Genomic DNA, 18,693 nt, shown 5'->3' with positions numbered 1-18,693 from the left:
CAGCTAAAAAATATTACCACGATGAGACAACTAAAGATCACTAAATCTATAACCAACCGAGAAAGTGCGGCTCTGGAGAAGTATCTACAGGAAATCAGCAAAGAAGCCATGATCTCGGCTGAGGAAGAAGTTGAATTGGCACAGCGCATCAAAAAGGGAGACCAAAAGGCGCTGGAACGACTGACGAAGGCAAACCTTCGCTTCGTGGTATCTGTGGCTAAACAATATCAGAATCAAGGACTATCGCTACCCGATCTGATCAACGAGGGAAACCTTGGACTACTCAAGGCAGCAGAGCGTTTCGATGAGACACGCGGATTCAAGTTCATCTCGTATGCAGTATGGTGGATTCGTCAGAGTATTCTGCAGGCCATCTCAGAGCAGAGCCGTATCGTACGTCTGCCGCTCAACCAGGTGGGATCAGTCAATAAGATCAATCGCGAGATTAACCGCTTTGAACAGCTGAACGAGCGCCGACCATCAATCGACGAGATTGCCGAAAAAACAGATCTGCCGCAGGATAAGATCGACGAAGCAATGAGCATCAACGGCCACCACATCTCAGTGGATGCGCCATTCATTGAGGGCGAAGACAACAGTCTGCTCGACGTGATGACAAACAGCGATGCCCCTCTGGCCGACAACTCGCTGGTAGAAGAATCGCTGAAATCAGAAATACAGAACGCTCTGAACACCCTGAATGAGCGAGAGCGCAACGTGGTAGAAGCCTCATACGGCATCAACCAACCAGAGTTGACACTGGAAGAGATCGGCTCAAAGTTCGGACTTACACGCGAGCGCGTACGACAGATTAAGGAAAAGGCTATCCGCAAACTCAGAAATAGTAAAGCGAATAAATTTTTAAAGACATATTTAGGATAATGAAATTGATTAAACAACTTACACTCGCCATCATTCTGATGGCTGCCGGCACCACCAACGTACAGGCACAGAATGTAAAAGTTCCAAAGGCGTATATGTTCGGATTCGTAGCTTCGTTCAACGACTCTACGGTATATTTCACCAATATCCAGCAGGTTGACAGCGTTTGGGTTACCAAGAAAAAGAATATGCTGGCAGGCCGTAATCACTACAGCTACCAGTTGCGTGAATACTTCACACAGAACCGTTCACTCCCCAACCGTACTTGTGTAGTTATTGCCGACGTGAACCGCAAGAATCTTGAGAAGAAATACGCCAAGATGAAGAATAAGTATCTGGTAAAAAGCAAGAAGCCATACGATGTACGCAGCATCGCTGAGACCGACTTCAAGTTTAAGACCGTTGATATGAGTTACGAATAAGAAATAAATAATCCTCAGTAAAACTACTGAGGATTATTTTTTTCAAACACTTTCATGCGTTCTTCGAGTTGCGCATATTGGTGTTCCTCAATGAACGAGGTGCACACACGCAGACCTTCCTGCTCCGAACCACAGGTTATCAGGCAGATGGCAGACACACCATAGTACATCAACTCCTTGGCCAACTGTCCCGAAGTCATACCTGGATAGCCTATAGTAAAATAGAAGCCATCAGCAATAGGTTCGTCGAGATCCTTATCGTAAACCACATAGAAGTTGTGGCGACAGAAAATCTCCTTCAGTTTCTTGGCACGCTCACCATACACACTAATCTCCTTGCGGAAGTCGTATTCACCCTCGTAGGCAGCTTTCAGCATAGCTGCCAACGCATACTGAGCACTATGACTGGTGCCAGAACTCAAGGCATAAAGCATGCGAGTAGAGAATACGGGACCAAATGGCAAGCCCTGATAGCGAGCAGCCAAATCGTCGAAATGACGATGGAACAAGGCATCGCTGATACAAACCACACCAATGCGCTCACCAGCATAGCTGAAAGCCTTTGAGCCAGAAATGAGCAGCATATAATTATCGGTATAGCGAGCCACAGTGGCCTGATAAGGCGCTTCGAAAGGCTTTGAGAGATCCTTACGGAAGTCCATGGCAAAGTAAGCCAGATCCTCCATCACGATAGCATCATACTTGGCTGCCAGCTCGCCGACAATCTGCAACTCCTCCTCACGCAGACAAATCCACGAGGGGTTGTTGGGGTTTGAGTACACGATGGCGCAGATGTTACCATTGCACATGTAACTTTCGAGTTTAGCACGCAACTTTTCGCCACGATAATTATACACGTCGAAGGTCTCGTATTTCACACCCATCACCTGCAGTTGCATCTTCTGCACAGGGAACCCTGGGTCGATAAACAGCACGGTATCCTTGTTGTGATCACACTGTGAACAGGTCAGGAACGAGGCAAAGGTACCCTGCATTGAACCGGTAACAGGCACACAGCCTTCAGGCTTTACATCGATGCCGATAAAAGCCTTGACAAACTGCGAGGCAGCCTCTTTCAATACTAGCGCACCCTGAATGTCAGGATATGAATGAGCAATACCACCTTCGAGGGCTTTTATCTGGGCATCAACGCCTACCTGAGCAGCAGGCAGACCAGGAATACCCATCTCCATCTTGATGAATTCTACCCCACTCGCCTTCTCGGCTTTAGCAGCTACCTGCTTCACCTCACGGATGGTAGCCTTGGCAAAATCCTCGATGCCAAGTTCTGCCACCAGTCCGTCAACTATTTCTCTTTTAATTGGAGTTTCCATTATTTCTGCGCTGCTTTACCAATGGCTAATGCTTTGATGTTGGCATCTACGATGGCATCACCTTTGCGGGCGAAGACGCGACGGATGGCATCCTCTAACTTATCGTACTCGATACCCAAGGCCTTCTGGGCTGCACCCAGCAGAATCACGTTGGCCGAACGGGGCACACCATTATCTTTGGCTGCCTGTTCGATATCCAGTACAATCACATTCTTTACACTTTCCAAATCCTGTTTAATCTTCTTGATTTCAGGGTAGTTAGGAATATTTACGAAAGGAGCGCTCGAAGTAATAATCCAGCCATCCTTAGCCAAGAATGGCAGATAGCGCAGGGCCTCCATGGGCTCCATCGAGATGATGACATCAGCACCACCCAGAGGAATCAGATCGCTGCTGATGGGGGTGCTCGAGATGCGCAGATTCGACTGTACGTCGCCACCACGCTGACTCATACCGTGTACCTCGGCCTGCTTGATATAGAGGTTCTCCTTCATGGCAGCCTCGCCAATGATAGTTGCAATCGAGAGGATACCCTGACCACCTACTCCACAAAGAATTATATCTGTTTTCATTTCACTATTCACTATTCACTATTCGTTATTCACTATTCACTTTTTCTCAGCGGCCTTCTTCTGCTTGAGATGGCGCTGCAGCGTCTGCATACACTCACGGCGAGGGATAATCACACTCACACCATGATAATTGATCTCATCGCGAATGGCCTGTGTAATCTCGGGCATGTTCTTAGGGATGGGGTTAACCACCTTAAGGTGATCCTCTGAGAGGCCCAAGCCCTTACAGATAGCCTCGAACTTATTGGTACCAGCCGAATCCTGTCCACCAGTCATAGCGGTGGTCAGGTTATCGCTGATAATTACAGTAATATCAGCATTCTCGTTGATAGCATCCAGCAAACCAGTCATACCGCTGTGGGTAAAGGTAGAGTCACCGATGATAGCTACGGCAGGCCACTGACCAGCATCGCTGGCACCCTTGGCCATCGTAATCGAAGCACCCATATCTACACAGCTATGGATGGCCTTGTATGGAGGCAGGAATCCCAGTGTGTAACAACCGATATCGCCAAACACACGGGCATTGGGATACTCCTTCAGCACCTCATTCAAGGCTGTATACACATCGCGGTGTCCGCAACCCTGGCACAGTGCAGGCGGACGTGGAGTAACATCCTCACATGGTGCATAGCCCTCGCTGCTCTCAATACCAAGCGCTTTTTTCAGGAAGTCGGGATTCAACTCGCCTGTACGAGGCAGTTCGCCTGTCAACCGTCCCTTGATAACAGCGTTTCCAGGCATCACACCACGTACCTGATCCTCAATGAAAGGCTGTCCCTCTTCGGCAATCAGCACGCTCTCACAATCATCTGTCATACGACGAATCAGCTTCTTGGGGATTGGATACTGAGAGATCTTGAGCACGGGGAAAGGACACCCCTCAGGATAGCACTCCATCAGGTAGTTGTAAGCAATACCGCTGGCGATGATACCCAATTGGTGGTCGGTACCATCAATATACTTGTTATATTTACTATCTACAGCCATCTGCTCAAGCAAAGGCTGCTGACCGGTAACTACTACATTACGCTTACGGGCAAAGGCGGGCAGCAATACCCAGTTGCTGGCCTGAGCATCGTAATTAAGCTCATTCTGTGGGCGGGCCTCTTCCTTCACCTCAACCACCGCACGACTGTGAGCCATACGGGTAGTGACACGCATCAAGATAGGCAGGTGCAACCGCTCCGACAGGTCGAATGCTTCTTGCATCATATCGTAAGCCTCCTGTTGTGAGCCGGGCTCCAAGGTAGGAATCATAGCAAACTTAGCATAGAAACGTGAGTCCTGCTCGTCCTGCGATGAGTGCATCGATGGGTCGTCGGCTACCAGAACTACTACACCACCGTTGGTACCCGTCATAGCCGAGTTAACAAACGGATCGGCACAGACATTCAGTCCCACATGTTTCATACACACCAGCGCCCTCTTGCCCATATACGACATACCGAGAGCAGCCTCCATAGCCGTCTTCTCGTTGGTACTCCAACGACGGTGGATGTTACGCTCTTTAGCAATTGGCGACTCCTGAATATACTCAGTAATCTCCGTTGATGGAGTGCCGGGATAGGCATATACACCACTCAGACCTGCATCAATAGCACCCTGAGCAATAGCCTCGTCTCCCAATAAAAGCTTTTTCATCTGACTAATTTATATTTTACAATTTTACGATTTTCAATTATGTGATATTATCTATCAGGGGCAAAGGTAGGCATTTTTACGCAAACAGCCAAAAAAATACGGCTTAATTTGCTTAAGCCGTATTTTTATTCATCCACCTTTCAATTTTAGAATGTATAGCCAATGGTCAGCAAGCCCTGACTACGCTTATTAGTAACCTTTGTCACACCAGTATCCATACCTGTTGCGTACTGCTGGAATGGGTGGAACTCACCATCAGTCTTACTCAGCTGATAAGCCAAGTCGATATTCATCTTTCCAACCTTGAAACCTACACCACAAGTCAGGCACTGGGTATCGTCCCAGTTCACATAGTCGGTAGTTGAAGCGTACATAGTGCCTGGGCTGTTAACAGTCATATCGCGTACACCATCCATCTTATAGCCGCTGGTCAAGTAATTATAACCCAATCGCAAAGCAACATCAGGAACTGGCTTATACTCTACACCAAGCTTGAAAGTCGACACGCCTTTCAACGAGCGCTCAGTATTCTGCTTCATAGCATGATCCTTTGATGTCTCGGCGTTATCGTAGTAGTCATAGCCATCGATGATACGGTTCTGACTGGCGCTATAGTCTGTAAACTCATAGCCTGCGCCCAAAGCCAACTCACGTCCGATAGTGGTACCCAGACTTAAACCAAACTTCCAAGGAGTATGGTAAGCGAAATCGTAGCTCTGCTGACTCGACATATCATCATAAGCACCAATCGGAGTTTCACCATCATATGCATTATTCACCAAGAGTGACGAATTACTGGAGGTTAGTTCATACCATGTTGGCGTATGGATATAAGCACCTATTCGGAATGGAGACTCCTCCATAGGACGAACGATAGCACCAAACTTGATATTCACACCTGTTCCCTTAATCCTACGGTCATCGCCAATAGCAACCGAACCACCAGAGACCTCACCACCTCCCTGATGAAGCACCAATGACTCACCATACTCAGAGTACCCCTTATACTGCACATCCTTGATACCTACGGTCAGTCCCCAATAAAACCGATCGTTGTAATTACCGCTTATGTTAAAGTCATAATCAGCTATCCAGCCTCTATGCGCACGGTCGAAACTATAAGCGTTGGCATCCATATAGTCAATGCTCCAATCCAACAAAGTTCCCTTATTGTCCAAAATCTCTGTAAGCATCAACGAGTTGGCATTCATGTGATCAACTTCGGAGTAACAGAACGAACGATAGTTATTTCTACCATCATAGCCCATGATATAATTCTGTTCATTATAACGCAAATCATACCCGCCATGAGCCTCATCAGCTTTCAACCCCTTTTGGAATGTCAGGCCATTCTGCGAGCACCCTCTCAGCGCATTAGCTGCCGACAATATCTGGTCGAAGTTCTTGCTCTTATGATAATTGAAGCCCACATTAACAATAGAATGTGAACTAATACGAGCCGAATATACGAAACCAATCTGATCAAAACTCATATTAGTTTTGCCAAGACCATCAAACTCCTTTGCATCAGCCTGTGACACCAATCCAACCCCCAGGCTGGCTGTAGAGTGGCGGAACAATCCGATACCAGCAGGGTTAGTACCCATGGTTGAGATATCAGCACCCAATGCCTCCATTGCTCCACCCATACCCACATAGCGGGCGGTTCCGTTCAGATCGCTACCCAGCAAACGGGCGCTCTCGTATGTATCCTGTGCAGCTGCCGGCAAAATAATGCCCAAAGCAAACGCTGCCAATAAAGTCTTCTTCATAATGACAATATAATCTTTAATGTATAATGTTTAATGTATAATGTTAACGGCGTCCACCCATGTGACTACCTCCGCTACCACCACTAGAACGACTACCACCACTGAATCCACCGCTACTAGAACGGCTACCGCCACCAAAGCTACCACTGCTACTTGAAGAAGAACGTGATGGTGTGTAAGTAGAAGAACGGCTATAGCTGCTGCTATTCGAATTATCATAAGTACGGCGACCAACACGCTGACCAACACGCTGACCATTGCCTGACATGTTTACTCTGGTACCGCCATCCATACGTGCAGCGCGATCTCTCAGACTGCCCATACGCGCACTATTGGTTGAAACAGTGTTGCGATGTGCAGGACGATAACTGGTGCGACCAGACAAATCGATAGTGCCAGCATTACCTGTGCGTCCGTAATAGTGACCACCGCCACCACCATAGTAATGGCCATAATAACCATAGTAATAATGCGGATAATACCATCTGTAATAACCATAGTAAGGCCACCCCCATGTACTCCAATATGGATCGTACCAACCATTGTACCAGGGATCATACCAGCTGTAATACCAAGGACTATACAGACTACTGTATCCATACCAAGAACCATAATACCAAGGATCATACCAACCATAACGGCTATAATACCAAGGCGAATGCCACAACAACGAACTGCGGCCTGCGTTATAACCTGCCCAGAAAGCAGCGTTATCACTCACGTCGTAATCGTCGAATCGCATCATCTGTTTGGTCAGTGCATAATCCTCTGTCTGCAACGAGTCTGATGGATAAACGCCCTTCCCCCCTGTAAAGTCGATTACATCTAATTTGGTTGTATCACCGTCTATCACCTCATAGCTGCTCTGGGCTTTCGGCTGTGGAGCAACCACGCGGGTATTTTCCTTCACCGTCTCTAACTGTGCCTTCTTCTTTTTGGGTACAAAATAGAGATCGTCATCTTGAGCCATCATCGACAGAGGCATGGCTCCGATCAGCATTGAAATTAACAACAGTTTTTTCATTTTCTTCTAAGTTTAATGATTCACGTTGCAAAAATACAACGAATTTTGGTGCAAATGTAGGGAAAAACCCTAACTTATAGTAGGATTTTCCCTAATTTTTGTAATTTTGCCTCAAAAATTAACGATTATATGAAATATTTCGAAGTAGAATTCACAATTTCGCCCTTCTCAAGCGATGCAGCCGACCTGTTGGCATCACTGGCTGGCGAGGCTGGTTTTGAGACGTTTGAGGAGACTCCTACTGGAGTTAAAGGCTATGTTCAACAAAGTCTCTTTGATGAAGATACGCTAAAGGCATGCATCGAGGATTTTCCTTTTGATAGTACCAATATATTATATAAGGTACGCGAAGCTGAAGATCGCGATTGGAATGAGCAATGGGAACAAGAAGGTTTTGAGCCCATCATCATTGCTGATGGGAAACTGATTATCCACGATGGACGACACTTGCCTGACACCATCACATCAGGAAGCACCACTTCCACAATCTCTATCGAAATTGATGCGAAATTGGCCTTCGGAACTGGTACCCACGAAACCACAAGGATGATTTGCACTCAACTCATCTCGCTTCTTAAACCAAGTTCCTTATCCCCCGAGTCTCAAGCGCCCAGAACCGATTCTCTACGAGTTCTCGACTGTGGTACTGGAACCGGCATCCTCTCTATCTGCTCCCTGAAACTTGGTGCCCAGCAAGCTGTAGGATACGACATTGACGAGTGGAGCGTTGATAATGCCAGACATAATGCCGTTATCAATCGCGTTGACGAACGATTTACATCACTATTAGGCGATGCTTCGATTCTAAGCAAAATCGATAGCGATTTTGATTTAGTGCTGGCAAATATTAATAGAAACATCCTGTTAGCAGACATGCCCAGCTTCGTTGGGAAGATGCATCACGGATCTCTGCTCATCCTAAGTGGCTTCTACACAGACGATTGCGATATACTGATTAAAAATGCCCATAAACTTGGGCTTTCGCTTATGTCCCAGACCAGTGATCAGGATTGGGCTTGCCTCGTTTTTAAGTATTAATATGCATATAATATAAAGATTGTTAACAATACACCAAAAATTCTTGTTTCTCAGGTAATATCATTACCTTTGCACTCGATTTTAATGGTTAAGGTTTATGGTTGATTAATTTAGTTTTTTATTAAAGAGAGGCTAGCAGCGAATGCTCGCCTCTCTTTCTTTTTATGCATCATAAACAAAATAGAGGCATCCATCACGGACGCCTCAAGAAAGAATGACCAATAATAACTAATAAAACGAAATTTACTTGTTTAGACCACGATTGTTGATCGTAGCGTTGAGCAGCATCAGATACTTATGCATCTGCTCCTCGTTCAGAACATAACTCATGCGCTTTACGTCGGTGTTGATAGCGCGCTTAACCAAAGCGTCGCGATCTGTATTACCATACTGAGCAGCATAGGTCATCTCTGTGTTGAACACGTAATGGATGTTCTCAACAGCTTCCTTCTGGTCGTCTGCCAGATTCAGAGCATCAGAGAGCTTATTCATATTGATATTCATTTCATAAGCCTCTATGTTGCTTACCATGTTTGCTGTCTCACTTTCAGCGAATGCAGTTGTCATACTCAGCATTGCTACCATTGTCAAAATCATCTTCTTCATCTTTTTACCCTTTCTTTAATTTAATTGTTATCCTAAAAGCGCGCCTCTCGGGCTAACGCTGCTTGTCCACTTAAGGATCAAGCTTCATACCTTTTATGTCTTTTGACGCTGCAAAAGTATGACGATTTTTGAATATAAACAAGTATTATTCCAAATTGTGTACGAACACAGCATAATTATTGATGCATATCAAATCGACGTGGATGATGCTGGTTCTCGCGCATCTTTTTCTGGTCTTTCTGATACTTCTTAAACTGATCGGCCGTCATAATCTTCTCTAATTCAGCTTCATAGGCTTTCATTGTGGCCTGCATTTCCTTATGATGTTCCTTCATCTTACTACCATCTTTTGGTGGTTCTGGACGTTTCACCATATCATTTTTAGGGGGCATTGGGGGGCGACCTGCCTCACCATGGCGTCCATGACGATGAGGACCACGTGGCATCATCTTATCAGCATACTTTGTATTCAGATCGAGTAGCTGTTTTGCTTGTTTATCACTCAGCTGATAACGGCTTACCGTCTCATCGGTACGATGCTTCACCATTTCTGTTTTGTCAAACTTACGTGGCTGACGCTGTTCACTCTTCTCTTCTTGTGCGATGACAGAAGTACTAACCAACAGAACTGCCATCATTGATAAAAACATTCTTTTCATTGTTCTAATCTTTTTTTGTTTAACCATATATTCAGTTCACTCATTGCTTTCAGCTGTAACTATCCTTTTGACGCAAGGATAGCAATCTGGTTTAACCAGAGATCAGCCCAATTCAGCAAACCCATAAAAAAATGCCTACCAACAGTCTAAAGACTTCAGCAAACCATATAAACAAAAGACTGATAAGAATAGAAAAAACAAAAATGACGGTTAATGCGAAAAAAAAAGGCGTAAAATTTGCACGATACAAATAAAATGAGTACTTTTGCACCCGCTAAAGGAGACCTGCCGATATGGCTCAGTTGGTAGAGCAACGCATTCGTAATGCGTGGGTCGCCGGTTCGAGTCCGGCTATCGGCTCTCCTCGTCAAAATCAGAGTTCTTATTCATCGCTGCGGAATTAGCACATCGGTAGTGCACGGGCTTCCCAAGCCTGGGAGGCGGGTTCGATTCCCGTATTCCGCTCAGAGAAGTAGGGGGCCGAAGCCCTCTACTCTTTTTATTTCCATAGCTATCTCAATCTGAGACCATCACCAACCTTTATCTGATAATCGGGCGATAAATGGTTCATCTTATACAAACTCTTCAGCCGGATACCATACTTCTGAGCTATGGTATACATGGATTCACCACTACGAACATAATGGAGGCGGCCTTTATAGTCCTTAGGAGCCTTGCTCTGTTTCTTTTTCAGCCATACAATCTCGCCTTCCTCTAACTGATCCTTGCGATAGCGTTCATTGTACTTAGCTATCTTGCGGTAACTGATGCCAATCTCCTGACCAATCGACTTAAAGGTGTCACCACGACGGGCTATCAGATAATAATTCTTATTGAATATCTTAATGACATGTAACGAAGCACCACCAACTTCCTGATCTTTGGTACGCTGGGCCATAAAATGATCGTACTCCCTTGCATTGTCATACTGGTAGAGCTTATACAACTGAATAATCTCTATGAGTTTCTCTGCATATACTGGATTTGTAGCATAGCCAGCAGCCTTCAGGCCCTTAGCCCACCCCCGATAATCGGTAGTCTTAAGTTGAAACAAAGAGCGGTAACGCTGATTACCTGCCAAGAACTTGGAGTGGTCTTCGTATGATTCATAAGCACTATCGTAAACGCGGAAACAGTCATTACGCTGATCATCATCATGATAAGTTCTACGTCCTACCCAACCATTATTACACTTTATGCCAAAATGGTTATTGCTATTACGTGTCAACTCACTACGTCCAGCACCACTTTCCAATAATCCTTGGGCTAACGTAATGGATGCAGGGATACGATAGCGCTTCATCTGCTCGATAGCAATATCCTTATATTGATCTACATATTGTTGGTAAGCCTGATTCCATCTGGCCTGCGAAAAAGCAGAAACTGAAAGCAAAAAGGCTATAAACACGGAAAAATATCTCATATTATGCTATTTATTTCTGCAAAAGTAATGATTTCTCTCGAATTATTTGTATTTTTGCACAAAAATATAGCATTTTATGAGAGAACTGGAGCTAAAGTCGGTTATTAAGGTGTGCGACATGGAAGAGTTAAGTACAGAAGAACACCACTTGATTGAACTCGCTATTGAGGCAACAAGCCGCAGTTATGCCCCCTATTCTAAATTTTGTGTAGGAGCAGCAGTCAGGTTAGACAATGGTGTGGAGATTATAGGCTGCAATCAGGAGAACGCCGCCTACCCATCAGGATTATGTGCCGAGCGTACAGCTCTTTTTGCAGCAGGTGCCCAATATCCCAATGTTCCTGTACGCATGCTGGCCATAGCTGCTCGTGGTACTAACGGTGAGTTAGAAGAAGAGCCAGTAGGTCCATGCGGTTCATGTCGCCAGGTCATCATAGAATCCGAGACACGTGCCAAAGCCCCCATCCGTATTCTGCTCTATGGCAAAAAATATGTGTACGTGATTGACGGCATCAGAGAACTAATGCCACTGACATTCTCTAAGTTCTAACGATAACATCCCAACCCCACAGCTGTCGACAAAGAGTCCAGATGGAAATCATAGTCAAGATTCGATTCATCAATCTTGACAAAATGTTGTTTCCCTTCTATTGAGTCTTTAGGCGACTCCCAGATAACATCTCTGAAATGAACAGTATCAGCAGCCAGAGCAGGTGTACGCAAAAGACTGTGAGAAAACAGATAATTAAATGTATCATCAGCTGATGACTGGTTTCCTATCAATACATCATCATCGTAACCCGTAAGGATGGAATTCTCACACTTCAAATCAATCAATGGTGCAGGTGTATTACTAAAGCGTAAGGCAGCTCCACGTCCACCTGTAAAGGGATAGAACTGTGCCAACGTACAATAGACGATTTCTACAATACCGCCATTCACTTTCAGACAATCACCCATGGTGTTCGATAACTGACAATTCTCCAGACTTACATGAGCGTTTGTCAGATTAACGCCATCACCCTGACAATTATGTATGATACAGTTTTTCAGCTTTAACCGATAACTATTAGCATCGAGTGCAGCCGAGTCACAAACCACACCTTGACAGGAATTACGAATCTGTGTATCATTCAGCACATTGCCATTTGATGTCTCACAGAATCTAACCCCGCGCCATTGCCCAGGAACCCGATCATAAAGTAAATACGAGAACATACGGTCAAGTCGGTCACCTCGCATCGTACAGTGGTCTGTCAATAAGGTTCCATAAACCTCTAAACCGGCATCGGCATGAAAATAGAGGGTTGTATTACGGATTGTGAGATGCGCACCCTCTTTGATTACAAAATCACCGTAGACGACCAATGGTTTATCCGACTCAATAACCGAGTCACGCTCAATAACAGGCGAATAACATTTGATAGCATCCCAAGCCCAAGCCTGCAGACAAACATGCTGCTCCACCCCACTCTCAAGCAAGAACATCAACTGATCTGTTATTGGTTCCGGCTCAGTACGATAAGTTTCATACGGTGTAATCTCCACAAACACTAATATACTATCGTTTTTCCGTATTTCTATATCATTGGTTTGCGCACCATTAGTGTTATCAAGATAGATACCATCCACATTGACGCGGAAACCAGTTTGATTACCGCGTTTCAAACGTACACTTTGCAGTTTAACTCCACTGCTATTCCGATTATGTACCCAGAACGAATAAGTTGATGAGGATGTACGACTGAAAACAGTATCCAATTTCACTGTATCCACAGGAAAATCAAGCTGCATACCCGTAGCAGCCGAAAACGCGTCGTCATCAGCACAAGCCACCAAGCCAAGAATCAGCGATAGAAAAAAGATAATCCGTTTCATCTTAATGATAAAACGGATTATTCCTTATTTTATTATATTGACTACTTGCCAAAATATCTCTTGAGAAGCCCAGCGAAGCCTGCACCATGACGAGCCTCATCCTTAGCCATCTCGTGAACAGTGTCGTGGATAGCATCGAATCCGGCAGCCTTAGCGTTCTTGGCAATACGGAACTTATCCTCGCAAGCACCAGCCTCAGCTGCAGCGCGCTTCTCCAGATTGGTCTTGGTGTCCCATACGCACTCGCCCAGTAGCTCAGCAAAACGTGAAGCGTGGTCAGCCTCCTCGAAAGCATAACGCTTGAATGCCTCTGCAATCTCAGGATAACCCTCGCGGTCGGCCTGACGAGCCATAGCCAGATACATACCTACCTCGCTGCACTCACCATTAAAGTGTGCACGCAGGTCGTTAATCATTTCTTCTGATACCCCCTCGGGCTTACCATCGCCAATACGATGAACAGTAGCATAAGTTACGTCACCATCGTCCTTCAGCTCAGAGAACTTAGAGGCAGGAGCCTTACAGATTGGACACTTCTCGGGAGGATTCTCGCCTTCGTAGATGTAACCACAAACAGCGCAGATAAATTTCTTTGTCATAATTGTAATTTGTTTAGTTATTAATACATGATATTTTGTTAGTACAATATTCTTTTGCTGCAAATATAAGCATAAAAATTAAATCCCGCAAGGATTTTGCAGGATTTATTTTAAAATGTTGCGTAATTAGGTTATTTCTTACGATATTTACTCAGCATGGGAATCTCTTGACAGAGTGCATCGGCCAGCAGATTTGCCACCACTCTGGCACCATATATATTATAATGTGTATTGTCCTGCTTGCCCTTTGGCTCCGATGGCTCTTCACCGGGTCGATACCACATGTGCAACTTTTTCGAAGCCTCAGTTCCCATACCCTGTTCCAGGTTGTGGGTAATGGTGTTGGCATCTACAAAGTGGCAGTTCATACGGATTGCCACATCCTTTGGTGCCACACGATACTGGCCGTGGGTATCGTAAAGGGTGTCGCCCTCAATCATTTTTACGCCATCCTTAAAGGTTGATGTGCGCAGCTTCTCGTCGTCGTCGTTCTGAGGCGCAACCACAAAAAAGTTGCGACGCACCACCGGATTCATCAGTACAGGAATACCACCATGCTCTCGTGTCTCGCGCACAAACTTAGCCAGGTTGTAATCAAAGGTTGAACCCGGATCTGTATGTCGGGCAAGATTGGGCTTTTCGTCATTATGTCCGAACTGGATAATCACATAGTCGCCAGGCTTAAGCTTCTCCAGCACCTTACCCCATCGACCTTCGTCGATGAAGCTTTTAGAACTACGGCCATTCACAGCATGGTTATCCACCACGATATAATCGGCATCAAAGCAATCCTGCAACATCATGCCCCATCCACGTTCCTGCTTTCCACCAGTTGTATCCTTGTTGGCTGCTGTCGAGTCGCCAATCACAAAGATGGTAGTATGCTTATCGGGAGTCATCGCCGTAAGCAGCAACAATCCTCCTATAAAGAATAATAATGTAAGTTTTTTCATTGTTTCAATTGTTTTAGTAGAAATCCCCCTCCAATAGCGGAGGGGGATTAGATAGTTATATCAACGATTATGCAAGAATCGTCTGGATAATTTCATCGATAGTGATGAGACTCTGCTCGCCAGTCTCCATATTCTTCAGCGTCAGTTTGCCTTCAGACATCTCGTTCTCACCAGCCAAAGCCACGAATGGAATCTGCTTGGCATTGGCATACGACATCTGCTTCTTCATCTTAGTAGAATCGGGGAATATCTCTGTACGGATGCCAGCCTCACGAGCCTTAGCAACGAATGGCAGACAGTAAGCAGTCTCCTTATCGCCAAAATTGATGAATAGCAGCTGGGTGCCGTTGGTAGCGTCCTTTGGATAGCAGTCGAGTGCGTTCAGTACATCGAAGATACGATCCACACCAAAACTGATACCTACGCCCGAGATACCAGGCATACCGAAGATACCTGTGAGGTTATCGTAACGACCGCCACCTGTGATTGAACCAATCTGCACGTCGAGCGCTTTTACCTCGAAGATGGCGCCTGTGTAGTAGTTCAAACCACGAGCCAAAGTCAGGTCAAGCTGAATCTCGTTCTTCAGACCGAGTGTCTTCAGTGTATCGAGAATGAAGCGCGTTTCCTCAACGCCCTTCAAACCAGTTTCACTGGTAGCCAGCACCTCAGCAATGGTGTTCAACTTCTCGTCGTTGGTACCCTCGAGTGAGATAATAGGCTGAAGCTTCTCAATCTGCTCATCAGAGAGCCCATCCTCACGCAGCTCCTGGTTCACGTTGTCGAGTCCGATCTTATCCAGCTTGTCAATAGCAACGGTGATATCAACAATCTTCTCAGCAGCACCGATTACCTCGGCAATACCTGTCAGGATTTTGCGGTTGTTGATCTTGATCTGAACACGTACGCCGAAACGGCTGAATACGGTGTCTACGATCTGCATCAACTCCACCTCGTTCAGCAACGAATCAGAACCTACGATGTCGCCATCAAACTGCCAGAACTCACGATAACGTCCTTTCTGAGGACGGTCGGCACGCCATACCGGCTGCATCTGGTAACGCTTGAAAGGCAGCTGCAACTCTTCGCGATGCATCACCACGTAGCGGGCAAAAGGTACGGTAAGGTCGTAACGCAAACCCTTTTCGCAGAGTTTGGCAGCCAAACGCAGCGAGTTACGCTCAGCCAGCTCATCGGGCGTTATCTTCGAGAGGTAATCGCCAGAGTTCAGTACCTTGAACAGCAGCTTATCACCCTCTTCGCCATATTTACCCATCAGTGTGCCGAGGGTTTCCATAGCAGGGGTCTCTATCTGCTGAAAGCCATAGAGCTGGTACACATGTTTGATAGTATCAAAAATATAATTACGCTTAGCCATCTCCATTGGAGAGAAGTCGCGCGTTCCTTTGGGAATACTTGGTTTCTGTGCCATTTATTACTTTCTTACAATTGTCTGGGCGCGATCGGGACCGATAGAGATAATCTTAATTGGAGTCTCCAACTGCTGCTCCAGGAATGCTATATAATCATTGAACTCTTTAGGGAACTGATCCTCGCTGGTAAACTTAGTCATATCTGTCTTCCAGCCAGGCAGCTCCTGATATACAGGCTCGATACCATCCTCGATGTTGTATGGGAAGTAATCGATCTCTGTACCATTCTGCTTATAAGCAACACATGCCTTGATGGTGTCGAATCCATCGAGTACATCGCTCTTCATCATAATGAGCTGGGTAACGCCGTTCACCATGATAGAGTATTTCAAGGCTACAAGGTCAATCCAACCACAACGACGCTCACGACCGGTAACAGCACCATACTCGTGACCCAGATCGCGTATCTTCTTACCTGTCTCATCAAACAACTCTGTGGGGAAAGGGCCTGCACCAACGCGTGTGCAGTAAGCTTTCATGATACCATATACATCGCCAATCTTATTGGGACCGATACCCAGACCAGTGCAAGCACCAGCACAGATGGTGTTAGATGATGTTACGAAGGGGTATGAACCGAAGTCAACATCGAGCATCGTACCCTGAGCACCCTCGCAGAGCACGCTCTTACCGCTCTTCAGGAGATTATTGATTTCGTGCTCAGAATCAACGATGGGGAACTGACGCAGATATTCGATACCTTCCAGCCACTTCTTCTCCACCTCAGTGATATCATAGTCAAAGTTGAGCGACTTCAGAATAGCATCGTGACGTGCCTTAGCCTTGGCATACTTCTCCTCAAAGTTCTCGAGGATATCGCCAACACGCAGACCATTACGGCTTACCTTATCGGTATAAGTAGGACCAATACCCTTACCAGTAGTACCTACCTTATTCTTACCTTTCTGAGCCTCATAGGCAGCATCGAGTACGCGATGGGTAGGCATAATGAGATGAGCTTTCTTTGAGATATGCAGACGGCTACGCAGTTCATGACCGCTTGCCTCGAGTGCCTTGGCTTCTTCCATAAAGAGATCTGGAGCCAGCACTACACCATTACCGATGATGTTTACCTTATCACCCTGGAAAATACCTGAAGGAATAGAGCGAAGCACATACTTCTCACCCTCAAACTCCAAAGTATGACCTGCATTAGGACCACCCTGGAAACGAGCAACTACATCGTACTTTGGAGTCAGTACATCGACCACCTTACCTTTTCCTTCGTCACCCCACTGCAAACCGAGCAGGACGTCAACTTTACCTTTGTTCATTTTCAGTTTTATTTTTATTCTTACCTTTTATTACCTTTACAGTCTTCTTGCGTTTAGTCAATTTAATCTGACATGTGCTACATACACCATACACATAAAGTGTAAATCCGTCTTTTCGGAATCGCTTTAGATGCATATTATCCACAGCCGCGATAATCTCGGGGGATTTAATCTCTGTCACCTTACCACATATCGTGCATATCTGATGACAATGGCTCTGGTTATCATAACAAGCTTCGTATTTAGTTGAACCTTGAAAACGATGTCTTACAACAAGTCTAAGCGACAAAAACAGGTTCAGTGTATTATACAAGGTAGCCCTGCTAACAGGAAAATCCATCTCTTGAGCCAGACGTGATTTCAACTCATCGAGAGTGAAGTGTCCATTGATGCTATAGATTGCTCTGAGAATAGTGTAACGCTCTGGTGTCTTGCGATGATTATTCATCTCAAGATAGTTATCCAGTAACCTCTCTACAGCTGCAATTACACTTTCTTTCATCTGATTCTCTCAAGAAAACCGCACAAAGGTACGCATTTTCGGGCAGATAAAAGAAACTTTATTTAAAAAAAATCTAAATTAGCCCGTTTTAATGCACTTTTTGCAAGTCGTTCGTATACTAATCCAAGTTCTGCAAATCGCATCATGGTATTCATGGCTGCTTTCTTTACCATCAGACTCTGCCCCTGGATAGCCGCCAGAGCCTGATCGATAAACTCGTTGATACCTCGTTCATTTGGTTGCTGACCATTCATGAACAAACGTGACAGAACATGAAAGCCACACAGCTGATACAACTCCTTATCGGAAGCCATCCAGGTATAGGCTTTTTCAGCAGCGAACGGCAGATACTGAAAAAGGTTGAACGAAGCCTGTTCTGCTATCTCCTGCGAATCAATCTGCTCCATCCATATATCAACCACTTCTGGCAATATTTTGTCTGCGGGCATCAACATCGTTGCAAGAATCTTGCATTCACGCACATTCTCTTTCCATAACGCAATAGCCAGATCATAATCCTGCCCTATCTCCTCAGCTTTAGCTTTGAGTCGGGGTAGCGTGGCACCCCAATTCAGTTTATAATCTAATCCTTTATTACGCATAGAAGTAGCAACCATTCCGTCCATCATCAGACGGAATGATTGCTTGATTTCCTTTATCTGTTGGTTTATATCCATT

The 18,693-nt window shown here is 45.5% G+C and carries 19 protein-coding genes and 2 tRNA genes; 6 read left to right on the top strand and 15 right to left on the bottom strand.

Annotated elements, in window-relative coordinates; translation table 11 throughout:
• The first annotated feature begins 21 nt into the window (after positions 1–21).
• Positions 22–882 carry an RNA polymerase sigma factor RpoD/SigA gene (locus T491_RS0110240; protein WP_028903802.1) on the top strand — a complete coding sequence of 287 codons (861 nt, stop codon included), beginning with the start codon at positions 22–24 and terminating at the stop codon, positions 880–882.
• Positions 882–1,304, top strand: a complete 423-nt coding sequence (locus T491_RS16285) for a hypothetical protein (protein WP_036915892.1) — start codon at positions 882–884, stop codon at positions 1,302–1,304. The genes T491_RS0110240 and T491_RS16285 overlap by 1 nt, the downstream gene beginning before the upstream one ends.
• A 23-nt stretch (positions 1,305–1,327) precedes the next feature.
• Here the strand turns inward: T491_RS16285 and T491_RS0110230 are convergent, their stop codons facing one another.
• The 5 genes from T491_RS0110230 to T491_RS17115 form a co-directional block, all read right to left on the bottom strand.
• Positions 1,328–2,641, bottom strand: a complete 1,314-nt coding sequence (locus T491_RS0110230) for a pyridoxal phosphate-dependent aminotransferase (protein WP_028903801.1) — start codon at positions 2,639–2,641, stop codon at positions 1,328–1,330.
• Positions 2,638–3,210: an indolepyruvate oxidoreductase subunit beta gene (locus tag T491_RS0110225; protein WP_028903800.1), complete on the bottom strand. Its 573-nt coding sequence runs from the start codon at positions 3,208–3,210 to the stop codon at positions 2,638–2,640. Before T491_RS0110225 ends, T491_RS0110230 begins: the two co-directional genes overlap by 4 nt.
• A gap of 36 nt (positions 3,211–3,246) precedes the next feature.
• A complete protein-coding gene (locus T491_RS0110220) occupies positions 3,247–4,854 on the bottom strand; it encodes a thiamine pyrophosphate-dependent enzyme (protein ID WP_028903799.1) in 1,608 nt (535 codons plus the stop codon).
• Positions 4,855–5,000: 146 nt separating this feature from the next.
• On the bottom strand, positions 5,001–6,626 hold the full coding sequence (locus T491_RS0110215; RefSeq protein ID WP_028903798.1) for an OmpP1/FadL family transporter: 1,626 nt from the start codon (positions 6,624–6,626) through the stop codon (positions 5,001–5,003).
• Positions 6,627–6,669: 43 nt separating this feature from the next.
• Complete coding sequence (locus T491_RS17115) at positions 6,670–7,650, bottom strand: hypothetical protein (protein ID WP_051523108.1); 981 nt, start codon at positions 7,648–7,650, stop codon at positions 6,670–6,672.
• Positions 7,651–7,779: 129 nt separating this feature from the next.
• Between T491_RS17115 and prmA the strand changes: the two genes are divergently transcribed.
• Positions 7,780–8,688, top strand: a complete 909-nt coding sequence (prmA, locus tag T491_RS0110205; RefSeq protein WP_028903797.1) for a 50S ribosomal protein L11 methyltransferase — start codon at positions 7,780–7,782, stop codon at positions 8,686–8,688.
• A gap of 243 nt (positions 8,689–8,931) precedes the next feature.
• Here prmA and T491_RS0110200 read toward each other — a convergent pair whose 3' ends face one another.
• Together T491_RS0110200 and T491_RS16275 are read right to left on the bottom strand one after the other, a co-directional pair.
• The gene (locus tag T491_RS0110200; protein ID WP_028903796.1) at positions 8,932–9,294 is read right to left on the bottom strand and encodes a hypothetical protein; all 363 of its coding nucleotides are present in this window, start codon (positions 9,292–9,294) and stop codon (positions 8,932–8,934) included.
• Positions 9,295–9,470: 176 nt separating this feature from the next.
• Entirely contained in the window at positions 9,471–9,953 is a 483-nt protein-coding gene (locus T491_RS16275) for a DUF4890 domain-containing protein (protein WP_197018849.1), read from the bottom strand.
• Positions 9,954–10,240: 287 nt separating this feature from the next.
• On the opposite strand from T491_RS16275, the gene T491_RS0110190 reads away from it, so the two are divergent.
• Positions 10,241–10,313 (top strand) — tRNA-Thr (locus tag T491_RS0110190).
• A gap of 34 nt (positions 10,314–10,347) precedes the next feature.
• Positions 10,348–10,418 (top strand) — tRNA-Gly (locus T491_RS0110185).
• 46 nt (positions 10,419–10,464) lie between these two features.
• Here T491_RS0110185 and T491_RS0110180 read toward each other — a convergent pair.
• Positions 10,465–11,376 (bottom strand): glucosaminidase domain-containing protein, encoded by a 912-nt coding sequence (locus T491_RS0110180; protein ID WP_028903795.1) that lies wholly within the window; start codon positions 11,374–11,376, stop codon positions 10,465–10,467.
• A gap of 76 nt (positions 11,377–11,452) precedes the next feature.
• Here T491_RS0110180 and T491_RS0110175 point away from each other — a divergent pair, with 76 nt between their 5' ends.
• Complete coding sequence (locus T491_RS0110175; RefSeq protein WP_028903794.1) at positions 11,453–11,926, top strand: cytidine deaminase; 474 nt, start codon at positions 11,453–11,455, stop codon at positions 11,924–11,926.
• Here the strand turns inward: T491_RS0110175 and T491_RS16270 are convergent.
• From T491_RS16270 to T491_RS0110140, 7 genes are all read right to left on the bottom strand, one after another.
• A complete protein-coding gene (locus tag T491_RS16270) occupies positions 11,923–13,254 on the bottom strand; it encodes a right-handed parallel beta-helix repeat-containing protein (protein ID WP_051523106.1) in 1,332 nt (443 codons plus the stop codon). The genes T491_RS0110175 and T491_RS16270 overlap by 4 nt on opposite strands.
• Positions 13,255–13,295: 41 nt before the next feature.
• Positions 13,296–13,853 (bottom strand): NADH peroxidase, encoded by a 558-nt coding sequence (locus tag T491_RS0110165; RefSeq protein ID WP_028903793.1) that lies wholly within the window; start codon positions 13,851–13,853, stop codon positions 13,296–13,298.
• A gap of 131 nt (positions 13,854–13,984) precedes the next feature.
• Positions 13,985–14,806 carry a rhamnogalacturonan acetylesterase gene (locus T491_RS16265; protein WP_231480234.1) on the bottom strand — a complete coding sequence of 274 codons (822 nt, stop codon included), beginning with the start codon at positions 14,804–14,806 and terminating at the stop codon, positions 13,985–13,987.
• Positions 14,807–14,873: 67 nt separating this feature from the next.
• A complete protein-coding gene (gene hisS / locus T491_RS0110155; protein WP_028903792.1) occupies positions 14,874–16,238 on the bottom strand; it encodes a histidine--tRNA ligase in 1,365 nt (454 codons plus the stop codon).
• Positions 16,239–16,241: 3 nt separating this feature from the next.
• Positions 16,242–17,513, bottom strand: coding sequence for an adenylosuccinate synthase (locus T491_RS0110150; protein WP_028903791.1), 1,272 nt, complete (start codon positions 17,511–17,513; stop codon positions 16,242–16,244).
• Positions 17,500–18,015, bottom strand: coding sequence for a Fur family transcriptional regulator (locus tag T491_RS0110145; protein WP_028903790.1), 516 nt, complete (start codon positions 18,013–18,015; stop codon positions 17,500–17,502). The genes T491_RS0110150 and T491_RS0110145 overlap by 14 nt, the downstream gene beginning before the upstream one ends.
• Before the next feature lie 62 nt (positions 18,016–18,077).
• Positions 18,078–18,692, bottom strand: a complete 615-nt coding sequence (locus T491_RS0110140; protein WP_033148749.1) for a DNA alkylation repair protein — start codon at positions 18,690–18,692, stop codon at positions 18,078–18,080.
• Between the last annotated feature and the right edge of the window lies 1 nt (position 18,693).

The sequence above is a fragment of the Prevotella sp. P6B4 genome (genome assembly GCF_000619985.1).
Lineage (GTDB): Bacteria > Bacteroidota > Bacteroidia > Bacteroidales > Bacteroidaceae > Prevotella.
This window is presented reverse-complemented; position numbering and strand designations above follow the sequence as displayed.